General features: G+C 69.7%; 15 protein-coding genes. 9 read left to right on the top strand and 6 right to left on the bottom strand.

What is annotated here, in order from left to right; translation table 11 throughout:
- On the bottom strand, positions 1-645 hold a 645-nt coding region (locus tag MVA01S_RS25785), incomplete at its 3' end, for an acyl-CoA dehydrogenase family protein (RefSeq protein WP_060941744.1).
- Entirely contained in the window at positions 642-1,388 is a 747-nt protein-coding gene (locus MVA01S_RS25780) for a glycosyltransferase family 2 protein (RefSeq protein WP_003932676.1), read from the bottom strand. The genes MVA01S_RS25780 and MVA01S_RS25785, both read right to left, overlap by 4 nt.
- A gap of 50 nt (positions 1,389-1,438) precedes the next feature.
- Between MVA01S_RS25780 and MVA01S_RS25775 the strand changes: the two genes are divergently transcribed.
- Genes MVA01S_RS25775 through MVA01S_RS25765 form a run of 3 tightly spaced genes read left to right on the top strand, consistent with a single transcriptional unit; the run spans position 1,439 to position 3,521 of the window.
- The gene (locus MVA01S_RS25775; RefSeq protein ID WP_040542660.1) at positions 1,439-2,134 is read left to right on the top strand and encodes an HAD family hydrolase; all 696 of its coding nucleotides are present in this window, start codon (positions 1,439-1,441) and stop codon (positions 2,132-2,134) included.
- Positions 2,135-2,143: 9 nt separating this feature from the next.
- On the top strand, positions 2,144-2,593 hold the full coding sequence (locus tag MVA01S_RS25770) for a nitroreductase family deazaflavin-dependent oxidoreductase (RefSeq protein ID WP_003932678.1): 450 nt from the start codon (positions 2,144-2,146) through the stop codon (positions 2,591-2,593).
- Positions 2,594-2,597: 4 nt separating this feature from the next.
- Positions 2,598-3,521 carry a 1,4-dihydroxy-2-naphthoyl-CoA synthase gene (locus MVA01S_RS25765; RefSeq protein ID WP_003932679.1) on the top strand — a complete coding sequence of 308 codons (924 nt, stop codon included), beginning with the start codon at positions 2,598-2,600 and terminating at the stop codon, positions 3,519-3,521.
- Between the two features lie 38 nt (positions 3,522-3,559).
- Here the strand turns inward: MVA01S_RS25765 and MVA01S_RS25760 are convergent, their stop codons facing one another.
- Positions 3,560-4,483, bottom strand: a complete 924-nt coding sequence (locus MVA01S_RS25760) for an AraC family transcriptional regulator (RefSeq protein ID WP_003932680.1) — start codon at positions 4,481-4,483, stop codon at positions 3,560-3,562.
- 73 nt (positions 4,484-4,556) lie between these two features.
- Between MVA01S_RS25760 and MVA01S_RS25755 the strand changes: the two genes are divergently transcribed.
- The 4 genes from MVA01S_RS25755 (at position 4,557) to MVA01S_RS25740 (ending at position 8,491) form a co-directional block, all read left to right on the top strand.
- Positions 4,557-5,543, top strand: a complete 987-nt coding sequence (locus tag MVA01S_RS25755; RefSeq protein WP_003932681.1) for an SDR family NAD(P)-dependent oxidoreductase — start codon at positions 4,557-4,559, stop codon at positions 5,541-5,543.
- A gap of 92 nt (positions 5,544-5,635) precedes the next feature.
- The gene (locus MVA01S_RS25750) at positions 5,636-6,520 is read left to right on the top strand and encodes an SDR family oxidoreductase (protein ID WP_003932682.1); all 885 of its coding nucleotides are present in this window, start codon (positions 5,636-5,638) and stop codon (positions 6,518-6,520) included.
- 6 nt (positions 6,521-6,526) lie between these two features.
- A complete protein-coding gene (locus MVA01S_RS25745) occupies positions 6,527-8,083 on the top strand; it encodes a long-chain-fatty-acid--CoA ligase (RefSeq protein ID WP_003932683.1) in 1,557 nt (518 codons plus the stop codon).
- A gap of 21 nt (positions 8,084-8,104) precedes the next feature.
- Complete coding sequence (locus MVA01S_RS25740; RefSeq protein ID WP_003932684.1) at positions 8,105-8,491, top strand: VOC family protein; 387 nt, start codon at positions 8,105-8,107, stop codon at positions 8,489-8,491.
- An 8-nt stretch (positions 8,492-8,499) separates the two neighbouring features.
- Here the strand turns inward: MVA01S_RS25740 and MVA01S_RS25735 are convergent, their stop codons facing one another.
- From MVA01S_RS25735 to MVA01S_RS25725, 3 genes are read right to left on the bottom strand one after another with little or no spacing between them, the layout of a single operon-like run.
- Complete coding sequence (locus MVA01S_RS25735) at positions 8,500-8,799, bottom strand: DUF3349 domain-containing protein (RefSeq protein ID WP_003932685.1); 300 nt, start codon at positions 8,797-8,799, stop codon at positions 8,500-8,502.
- A gap of 11 nt (positions 8,800-8,810) precedes the next feature.
- Complete coding sequence (locus MVA01S_RS25730; protein ID WP_003932686.1) at positions 8,811-9,098, bottom strand: hypothetical protein; 288 nt, start codon at positions 9,096-9,098, stop codon at positions 8,811-8,813.
- Complete coding sequence (locus tag MVA01S_RS25725; RefSeq protein ID WP_003932687.1) at positions 9,095-10,360, bottom strand: inorganic phosphate transporter; 1,266 nt, start codon at positions 10,358-10,360, stop codon at positions 9,095-9,097. Before MVA01S_RS25725 ends, MVA01S_RS25730 begins: the two co-directional genes overlap by 4 nt.
- A gap of 225 nt (positions 10,361-10,585) precedes the next feature.
- Between MVA01S_RS25725 and MVA01S_RS25720 the strand changes: the two genes are divergently transcribed.
- The gene (locus tag MVA01S_RS25720) at positions 10,586-10,897 is read left to right on the top strand and encodes a DUF3349 domain-containing protein (protein WP_003932688.1); all 312 of its coding nucleotides are present in this window, start codon (positions 10,586-10,588) and stop codon (positions 10,895-10,897) included.
- 44 nt (positions 10,898-10,941) lie between these two features.
- A partial coding sequence (locus tag MVA01S_RS25715) for an AMP-binding protein (protein ID WP_159426351.1) occupies positions 10,942-11,169 on the top strand: 228 nt, incomplete at its 3' end.

The following is an 11,169-nucleotide window of genomic DNA, read 5'->3' as shown; positions in this document are numbered from 1 at the left end:
GGCACCGAGGTGCGCTGCGGTGTGCGCGTCGGCGCGGCCGCTGCGTTGCCGTCCGTACAGCGCGGCGGCCACCGCGCGGGCCCCGCCGAGCCAGCACGCCGCCACCCCGATTGCGCCGTGCCAGAAGCCCGGGCGGCTCAGGTACTCGCCCGGCCGGCCGACCGGGACCGCCGGAGTGGACTCGAATCGCACTGAGCGCGTGTCAGATCCGGCCATCCCGGCCGTACTCCACCGGCTCGGCAGCGCCTCCACTCCGTGCGCATCCAGACTCACCGCGTACAGGCCCCGCTCCCCCGACGGCAGCTGCGCGGTCACCAGCGCATGTGAACACAGCCCGGCCCCCGAGCACCACGGCTTGGTGCCCTCCAGCGCCACCGCGGTGCCGTCGGCGACGACGGTCAGCACCGCCTCGCTGGATTCGGCAGCCCACACCCCCCACAGCTGGCCCGGGCCGGGCGCAGGCCCGCCGAGTTCGGCCAGGATCGCCACCGCATCGGTGTGCGCTTCGGCCAATCGGGCTGCGGTCAGGTCGATTTCGGCCAGAGCGCAAAGCCGCTCCCAGCGCTGTCCGGTGCGCCCGTGACCGGGCAGCGGTAGATCCAGTTCACCTCCGGCCAGCCAGTCGAGGACCGGGCCGGCGTTCACGCGCTCACACCGGTCGGATACGGATCGTCGGGGGCGTCGAGCTCGCGGAGGTGCTCTGCGAACCCGCCCGGGGCGCGGCCGTCCTTCCGGTCCGAGGTCGCCACCGACAGGCGCCGGTCCCAGTGCACCGTCATCCCCGCTGCCTCGAACCGCTCGACCAGTTCCACGTCCTCGCCGGTCGGCAGCGCACGGAAGCCGCCGACGGTCCAGTAGGCCGACGCGCGGAACCCCATGTTGGCGCCGTGGATGTGCCGGTGCCCACGGCCGCCTGACCACTTGCCGCGGTAGCCGCGCAGGTAGCGGCGTGCGACGGCCGGGGAGAAATGCCGCCATACCGGCACGTGCACCACACCGAGCACCATGTCCGCGTCGCCGAGGGATCCGGGGTCGGTCATCCGGACCAGCCAGTCAGCGTCGACGACGCTGTCGGCGTCAGTGGTCGCGTACCACGCGTCGGCCGACACCGCGTGAAGCGCGGTGCGGGCGTACTGGAAGCCGGCGGCCCGCGCGGCGCCGACGTTGCCCGCCTCGACCGCGACGAAATGCACGTCCGGACCGAACTCACCGGCCAGTGCGTCGCTGCCGTCGTCACATGAGTCGAGGACCACGACCGTGGTGACCGGGTTCGCCACGCACAGCGCCGCAGTCGTCACCCCGTGGAGACAACGCGGCAGCGAGGCCGCCTCGTTGTGCGCGGGCACCACCACGACGATGGGCGTGGGCAGTCCGTCGGACGAAATCATGGCCCTGTTTAGCCAATGAACGAAACTTTCACACCTGGCACGATGGTGGGGTGGCTGATCTTCAAGCGGTGCTGTTCGACTACTCCGGCACACTGTTCCGGCTCGAAGAGGACGAGACCTGGTTCGCCGGGATGGAGCTCGACACCGAAGACAACCGGGAAGTCGACGGGCATGTGCAGGCCGAGCTGATGCGCCGGCTCACCGCGCCGACGGGCCGGTCGGTGTCGATGACGCCCGAGGCGCTAGAGGCGTGGTTGAACCGGGATCTGGCCCCTCACCTGCACCGCGAGGCCTATCTGCACGTGCTGCGCGAATCCGGGCTGGCCCGTCATCACGCTGAATCGCTCTACGGCCGGGTGATCGATCCGGCGTGCTGGACGCCCTACCCCGACACCGCGACGGTGTTGGCGGGACTGCACCGGCGCGGCATCAGGACCGCGGTGGTGTCCAACATCGCATTCGACGTGCGACCCGCGTTCGACGCGATCGGGGCGACCGGCCACGTCGACGAGTTCGTACTGTCGTTCGAGGTCGGCGCCGTCAAACCGGACCCGGCGATCTTCCAGACGGCGCTGGAGCGCGTGGGCGTACCGGCCGAGCGGGCGCTGATGGTCGGTGACAGCGACGAAGCCGACGGCGGCGCTCGCGCGCTGGGATGCGGCTTCGCGCTCGTCGACCCGCTCCCCACCCGCGAACGCAAAGACGGGCTGATCGCCGCACTGCGGGCCAACGGCATCCAGTTGTAGTTTCGGAGCATGGCGAACAGCGACCGCATCAGGCCGCCGTGGTGGCTCAAGTACGTGAACAAGGCGATGATCGCGATCAACAGGACCGGCCTGCTCAAGAACGGGCCTGTTGTGCTGACCGTGACCGGCCGCAAGACCGGCAAGCCCCGCTCGACGCCGATCACCCCGTTCGAGGTCGACGGCCGCCGCTACGTGGTGGGTGGACTGCCCGGATCGGACTGGGTGCGTAATCTGCAGTCCAACCCCACCGCGGAGTTGCTGCGCGGCAGATCGCGCGAGCGGGTGCGGATGGTCGAGCTGCCCGAGGACCAGGCCCGCCCGCTGTTGCGGCAGTTCCCGGTGCTGGTGCCCACCGGCGTCGATTTCATGAAGAACGCCGGCCTGGTGACGGGACCGCACCCCGAGGAGTTCGAGGCGCTGGCCGGGCGTTGCCCGGTATTCCGCTTCGATAGCGTGTGACCTCGTGACCGACGCTGCGAGCAACCCCTTCGACGCCAGCCTGTGGGAGCCGGTGGCCGGCTTCGAGGACCTGACCGACATCACCTACCACCGCCACGTCGCCGACGGCGAACGCAAGCCGACGGTGCGGGTGGCCTTCGACCGCCCGGAGGTGCGCAACGCATTCCGGCCGCACACCGTCGACGAGCTCTACCGCGTCCTCGACCACGCCCGGATGTCCTCGGACGTCGGCGTGGTACTGCTGACCGGCAACGGTCCGTCGCCCAAGGACGGCGGCTGGGCGTTCTGCTCCGGCGGCGACCAGCGCATCCGCGGCCGCAGCGGATACCAGTACGCCTCCGGCGACACCGCCGAGACCGTGGACCCGGCACGGGCAGGGCGGCTGCACATCCTGGAGGTTCAGCGGCTGATCCGCTTCATGCCCAAGCCGGTGATCTGTCTGGTCAACGGCTGGGCCGCCGGCGGCGGGCACTCGCTGCACGTGGTGTGTGACCTGACGCTGGCCTCGCGCGAACACGCCCGGTTCAAGCAGACCGACGCCGACGTCGGGTCCTTCGACGCCGGCTACGGGTCGGCGTATCTGGCGAGCCAGACCGGGCAGAAGTTCGCCCGCGAGATCTTCTTCCTGGGCCGGCCCTACACCGCCGAACAGATGCACGCGATGGGCGCGGTCAACGAGGTCGTCGACCATGCCGAACTGGAAAATGTTGCGCTGCAATGGGCTTCGGAGATCAACGGTAAATCGCCGCAGGCGATCCGGATGCTGAAGTACGCGTTCAACCTGCCCGAGGACGGCCTGGTCGGCCAGCAGCTGTTCGCCGGCGAGGCCACCCGGCTGGCCTACATGACCGACGAGGCCGTCGAGGGCCGCGACGCGTTCCTGGAGAAGCGCGACCCCGACTGGTCGCCGTTCCCCCGCTACTTCTAGGTGGATCCGGTGTTGTCGGTCATCGTGAACCGGACCAACTACACCGAGATCGCGTGGGCGGCACGGTAGCGCAGCGGCGACATCCCGACCTGCCGCTTGAACGCATTGCTGAAGGCGCTCTCCGAGGTGTACCCGAGCCGGAATGCCAACGGCCCGACCCGAGTGTCACTGTCGCGCAGCGCGTGCCGGGCCAGCTGCATCCGCCAGGTGTTCAGGTAGGTCAGCGGCGGCACACCGGCCACCGATCGGAAGCGTTCGGCGAACGACGTGCGCGACATCGCCGCGGCACGTGCGAGTTCCTCAAGACGCCAAGGCTTTCCGGGCTCATCGTGGATCGCCGCGACGGCGGGCCGCAGACGCTCGTCGGCGAGCAGGCGTAACCAGCCCGGCGGAAGTTCGTCGGCCTGGGCGATGAACGCGCGCAGCACCTCCAGCAGCAGGAGCTGACCCTGCTGCTGCACGGCGAACGCGGACCCGACCCGATTGCCGGTCACCTCGTCGAGAACCCTGTTGAGGATCGCGTGCAGGTTCGACGCTTCCTCGGCCGACGCGCGCACGTGGCTGACCGGCGGCAGCGCCTGCGAGAGCAGGGCTTCGCCGATCGGGTTCACGTCGACGTGGCCGCCGAGGATCACGTCCGCGTCGCCGCAACCGACATCGCCGCGCGCGAACGCCCGTTCGGCGGCCTCGATGTCGAGCGTCGACGGAAGGCCGAGACCGGGCCCGCCCTCGACGGTCATCTGCGTGAGGTGGTTGAGGATCGCGACATCGCCGGGCCCCAACTCGATGGGGGTACACCCGTCGGCGCTCAGCCGCAGACGCCCGCAGACCACCGCGACCATCTTCAGCGGGTGCTCCAGGTCGAAGGTGGCGTGCCAGTCTCCGCGCACCGACAGCCCGCCGGTGAGGAGCCCGCGGACCTCAACGAGGTCGAAGACTTCCGAGAGCTGATCACGAATCACATTCGTACTATCACGCATGTTTTCCGAACTTTCAACTATTCAAAGTACGGTGCGGTGGGCGCACAGTGAATCCATGACCCACAAACAACACCCCCTCGGTTCCGGCTTCACCGCCGCCTCCACCGCCGACGACGTGCTCGCCGGCATCGACCTGACCGGACGCACCGCCGTCGTCACGGCCGGCCACACCGGCCTCGGCCTCGAAACCACCCGGGCCCTGGCCGACGCCGGTGCCAACGTCGTGGTCGCCAGCCGTAATCCCGCGACGGCCTCGGCGGCCCTGGCCGGCATCGACCGCGTCCGAGTCGCGCAGCTCGACCTGATGGATCCGGCGTCGGTCGACCGGTTCGTGGCCGGCTTCGGCGCCACCCCGTTACACATGCTGATCAACAACGCCGGCATCATGGGCGGCGACCTGGTCCGCGACGCCCGCGGCTACGAAGCCCAGTTCGCGACCAACCATCTCGGCCACTTCCAGCTGACCAACGGCCTGCTGCCCGCCCTGCGCGCCGCCGGCGGTGCGCGCGTCGTCGAGGTGTCGTCCTGGGGCCACCACCTCTCCGACATCCGTTGGAATGATCCACATTTCGAGACCGAATACGACGGCATGACCGCCTACGGACAGTCCAAGACCGCCAACGTGCTGTTCGCCGTCGAGCTCGACCGCCGATTCAGCGGCGACGGCATCCGCGGCTACTCACTCCATCCGGGTGGGATCGTGACCACGAACCTGGCACCCATGTGGGGCTTCGAGGAACGGCTGGCGATGGGCTTGGTCGACGACAACGACCAGCCGATCATCGACCCCAGCCGCGACATGAAAACCCCACAGCAGGGCGCCGCCACCCAGGTGTTCGCCGCGACCAGCCCGCTGCTGGCCGACATCGGCGGCGTCTATCTCGTCGACGTCGACATCGCGCCGCTGGAGCCCGACGCGACACCGACCGTCATGGACATCGACGCCGGCACGTCGCAGCTCACCCGAGGCGTCACCGGCTACGCCGTCGATCCCGAATCGGCCGAGAAGCTGTGGGAGCTCAGCGAGAAACTGCTCACCTGACCCCGAGCCGCCGAAACCGCATTCCATGCGACCGAACCCGGCCAGGCACCGCGTGGAATGCGATTTCGGCGGTGGAAATAGACTCGCAGATTGTGAGTAGCAGGAATCCGTTCCGGCGGCTGGCCGAGCAGGTGGTGCTGACCGGCATGCGACCCCCGATCCTGCCGACGCTGCTGAACCGGCCCACCCGCGAGACCGTCGAACTGCGGGGCAAACGGGTTCTGCTGACCGGGGCGTCGTCGGGCATCGGCGAGGCCGCCGCGGAGAAACTGGCCCGCCGCGGCGCTGTCGTCGTCGCCGTGGCGCGCAGGCAGGAACTGCTCGACGACCTCGTCGCACGCATCACCGACGCCGGCGGGCAGGCCCGCGCACACGTGTGCGACCTGTCCGACCTCGACGCGATCGACGCACTCGTCGCCACCGTGGAGAGCGAACTCGGCGGCATCGACATCCTGGTCAACAACGCGGGCCGCTCGATCCGTCGGCCGCTCGAGGAGTCGCTGGACCGCTGGCACGACGTCGAACGCACCATGACGCTGAACTACTACGGGCCGCTGCGGCTGATCCGCGGGCTCGCCCCCGGCATGCTCGAGCGCGGCGACGGCCACATCATCAACGTGTCCACCTGGGGCGTGAAGACCGAATCCCCGCCGCTGTTCGGGGTGTACAACGCGTCGAAGGCCGCACTGAGCTCGATCAGCCGGATCATCGAAACCGAGTGGTCCGACCGCGGCGTGCATGCGACCACGCTGTTCTACCCGCTGGTGAAGACGCCGATGATCGCCCCGACCCGCGCCTACGACGGGCTGCCCGGACTGTCCGCCGAGGAGGCGGCCGGCTGGGTCGTCACCGCCGCGCGGCACCGCCCGGTGAGCATCGCGCCCCGCATCGCGGTCACCGCGCACGCGATCAACAGCATCGCCCCGGCCGCGGTGGACACCGTGATGAAGCGCCAGCGCATGCAACCCAGGAACTGAAAAGCGTTGTTCCACAACCTCGCCGACATCGTCCGCGGCCACGGCCGGCACCGGCCTGACGCACCGGCACTGGTGGCCGAGGACACCACGATCACCTACGGCGAGCTCGACGACCGGTCCAGCCGGGCCGCGCAGGCGTTCGCCGCGGCCGGCCTCGGGTTCGGTGACCGGGTCGCCTTCGTCGAGAAGAACGGGATCGAATTCTTCGACGCCGCTTTCGGTCTGGCCAAGATCGGGGCGGTCGGGGTGCCGGTGAACTGGCGGCTGGCCGCACCGGAGATGCACCACGTGATCGCCGACTCCGGGGCTCGGCTGGTGATCGTCGGCCAGGAGTTCGTCCCCCAGTTGGAAGCCATCGAAACCGACCTAGAGGCCGCCCTCGGCGCCGAGATCGTGGTGATCGGCGATCACCCCCGCTGGCCGTCGTTCGACGAATGGATCCTCGCGCATCCGCCCGTCGACCCCGGCGTCGTCACCGGACCCGACGACCTGGTCTTCCTGATGTACACCTCGGGCACCACCGGCCTGCCCAAAGGCGTGATGCTCAGCAACACCAACTACGTCTGCAAGACCGGCGGGGTGGCCGGGCACTGGCAGCTGGATGCCGACGCCGTCAGCCTGGCGGTGATGCCGCTGTTCCACATGGCCGGCTCCGGATGGGCGTTCGCCGGGCTCTGGCAGGGTGCGACCACCGTCGTGCTGCGCGACGTCGACCCCGGCGCCATCCTCGACGCGCTGGCCCGCCATCGCGTCACCAACATGCTGCTGGTGCCCGCGGTGATCCAGTTCCTGCTCGACGCCGACGGCATCGAGCACGTCGACCTGTCCGCGCTCCGGGTGATCGTCTACGGCGCATCCCCGATCAGCGACGACGTGCTGATCCGCGGCATCGACCGGTTCGGCGGGGTCTTCGCGCAGGTGTACGGCATGACCGAGACCACCGGCTCGATCACCCAACTCGACGGCCCCGACCACCTGCCGGAGCTGCTGCGCTCGTGCGGCAAACCCTATCCGTGGGTGCAGCTGCGGGTGGTCGGCGACGACGGCGCTGACGCCGCGCCCGGCACCGTCGGCGAGGTGTGGACCCGGTCGCCGCAGAACATGCTCGGCTACTGGAACAACCCCGACGCGTCGGCGGCCACGCTGACCGCCGACGGCTGGCTCAGAACCGGCGACGCGGGGTTCGTCGACGCGGACGGCTACCTCTATCTGCACGACCGGATCAAGGACATGATCGTCTCCGGCGGGGAGAACGTGTACCCCGCCGAGGTGGAGAACGTGCTGATGACCCATCCCGCGGTCGCCGACGTCGCGGTCATCGGGGTGCCGGACCGCCGGTGGGGCGAGGCGGTCAAGGCCATCGTCGTCGCCCGCGTCGTCGCCCGGGGCGCCGCGCCCACCGAAGCAGAGCTGATCGCGTTCGCACGGGACCGGCTGGCCGGGTTCAAACTGCCCAAGAGTGTGGACTTCGTCGACGCGCTGCCCCGCAACCCGAGCGGGAAGCTGCTCAAACGCGCACTGCGCGAACCATACTGGGCAGGCGCGGGGCGCCGTATCAGCTGACGGTCGTGGTAGACACGCTGCATGGAGATCCTGGCCAGCCGCATGTTGTTCCGCCCAGCCGACCATGCGCGGTCGGTGGCGTTCTACCGCGACGGCATCGGGCTGGCGATCGCCAGGGAGTACGCCGGCGGCACCGTGTTCTACGCGGGACAGTCGCTGATCGAACTCGCCGGCCACGGCGCCCCGGCCGAGGGCTCGCCGCCGTTCCCGGGCGCGCTATGGCTGCAGGTGCGTGACCTGGCCGCGGCCCAGGATCAGCTGCGCGAACGCGGGGTGCCGATCGCGCGCGAGGCGCGGCGCGAACCGTGGGGGCTGCTGGAGATGCACGTCACCGACCCCGACGGCGTCACGCTGATCTTCGTCGAGGTGCCCGAGGACCACCCGCTGCGCCGCGACACCCGCGACTGAAAGCCCACCTAGCCCGTCGGCGCCGCCAGCGGCCAGCCGACCGACGCCAGCCGGGCCGCGACCTGGTTCACCTCTTCGCGGTTGGGTTCCTTGGCGGTGACCACATGGATCGCCGCACGGATCTCCTGGGGCGTCACCGTGTCGGAGTCGGTGCCCTTGAGCACGATCTGCGCGACGCGGACCACCTCGTCCTCGGTCAGCGTGCGGGCCAGCAGCGCCAGCAGCGCGAAGTAGTCATGCTGCGGAACGCCCTGCGGGTAGCCCTGATGCAGCCAACCCAGGATGTTGTTGAACGCGCTCTCGGCCATAACCTCTCAGCTCACTTTCCGGGCAGGAACGGAAACAGGTCCACGCCGGTGTGGTGGATGAACGTGCCCCGGGTGATCCACAGCACCGCGGTCACGATCACCGCCGCGACGAACACGAACAGCGTCACCCCGAGGAACTTCAGCGCGTGGTTGGGCGCCGCCGCGGCGGTGCCGTCGGACCCGTCGGAGCCGTCGCCGCGCGAGAACGCCACCAGACCGAGGGCGAACACGGCAGGCAACCCGGCGCCGAGCAGCAACCCGATGCCGAGCACTTTGAGGATGCTCTCCAGGTAGGTCATGTCAGGGTCCGTTCCTTCCCCGGGGCGGCGGGCTTGGTATCGGGGGTCTGCGCACGCAGTTCGGCGGGAATCACCGAGTTGGTCGAGTCGTCCCAGTCGGCGTTGACGTTGTGCCGGTCCACCTTCTGGTGCTGGGCGCGCCACCACAGGTAGAACGACAGCCCGCACAGGAGGACGAAGATCAGGCCGTCGCCGGCCAGCGACGACCCGGTCAGCGATTCGACGCCGTAGGACAGCCAGAACGACAGCGCGCCGACCAGACCGGCGGCGGGCAGAGTGATCAGCCACGCCACCGCCATCCGGCCGGCCACCGCCCAGCGAACTTCGGCCCCCGTCTTGCCGACACCGCTGCCCAAGATCGAACCGGTGGCCACGTGCGTCGTGGACAGCGCCATGCCCGCAGCGGAAGAGCTCAGGATGATCGCCGCCGACGACGCCTCGGCCGCCAGACCCTGCGGCGACTCGATCTCGACGAGACCCTTGCCGAGGGTGCGGATGACGCGCCAGCCGCCCAGGTAGGTGCCCAGCCCGATCGCCAACGCGCACGACGCGATGATCCAGAACGGCAGCCCCTGCTCCTTGACGTCACCGGTCAGGTGGCCGGTGGTGATCAGCGCCAGCGCGATGACACCCATCGTCTTCTGCGCGTCGTTGGTGCCGTGCGACAGCGCGACCAGGGACGCGGTCGCGATCTGGCCCCAGCGGAAGCCCTGCTCACGCCGCTTCTTGGCCACGTTGCGGGTGATCCGGTAGACCAGCCAGGTCCCGCAGCAGGCCACCAGGCACGCGATCACCGGCGCGGCGACGGCCGGGATCAGCACCTTCGCCGTCACCCCGGACCAGTTGACGCCGGCCAGCCCGACCGCGGCCAGGCCCGCGCCGATCAGACCGCCGAACAGCGCGTGCGAGGAACTCGACGGGATGCCGAACAGCCAGGTCAGCAGGTTCCACAGGATTCCGCCGATCAGGCCGGCGAAGATGATCGTCAAACCGGTCGACGCGTCGATCGACGGGATCAGCTGACCGGTGTCGCCGTCCTGGATCTTCAGCACCGAGGTGGTGACCGTGACGGCGACCTCGACGGACAGGAAGGCCCCGACCAGGTTCAGGACGCCGGCCAGGATCACGGCCGTCTTGGGCTTGAGCGCGCCGGTCGCGATGGAGGTCGCCATCGCGTTCCCGGTGTCGTGGAACCCGTTGGTGAAGTCGAACGCCAGCGCGGTGGCTATCAACAGCACCAAGATGACAAGCTCTGCGCTCATGAGGTTGATTCTGCTGCCCGGCCAGCGGATCTGACTAATTTCGGCCAACTTGCGTAGCGGCCGCGACGTGGCGTTTTCCGCCCTCGGGCGGCCGTGTTCATCTGATGTTCACCTTCTGGGGGTCAGCCGTTCGCCGGGGCCCGCGCACAGCGAACCCCGACACGCCGCCGCGGCTAACATCGGGGTGCCGAAGGGGTGGATTCGCGCCCGAATGGGAGTGAGCTCGTGACCAGATTTCTCGCCAGGATCGTGGCGTGGATCGTGGCCGGTTATCCGGAGGGGGTGCCGGGGCCCGACCGCGTTCCGCTGTTGGCGCTGCTGCGCCGCCGGCTCACCGACGACGAGGTGCGAGCCGTCGTCGCCGAGCTCGTCACCCGCGAAGAACCGGACATCGACCGCGTCGACATCGGGGTGCTGATCACCCACATCACCGACGAACTGCCGTCCCCCGACGACATCGAGCGGGTCCGGGCGAGGCTGGCCACCCAGGGCTGGCCGCTCGACGACCCGCGCGACGACCCGGAGGAGGACCGATAGCCGTCCTGCGCGCGGTCGAGTTCGGCGTCGCGGACCCGCTGCCGGTGATCCGCGACGTCCTCGCCGGCCGCGCCAGCATCCTTCCGGTGCCCGCAGGCGACCCCGCGCAGGCGGACCTGCTGGCCACCGCGATGCGCGCCGGCCAACCCGTCGGCGACTCGGTGGCCGCGGTGCTGTCCACGTCGGGCACCACCGGCACCCCCAAGGGCGCGATGCTGACGGTGTCGGCGCTGACCGCGAGCGCCGAGGCGACGCACGCCCGGCTCGGCGGG

Source organism: Mycolicibacterium vaccae NBRC 14118 = CIP 105934 (genome assembly GCF_001552715.1).
GTDB classification, from domain to species: Bacteria; Actinomycetota; Actinomycetes; order Mycobacteriales; family Mycobacteriaceae; genus Mycobacterium; species Mycobacterium vaccae.
Note: the sequence above shows the minus strand (reverse complement) of the source record. Positions and strands in the feature narration are given on the sequence as shown.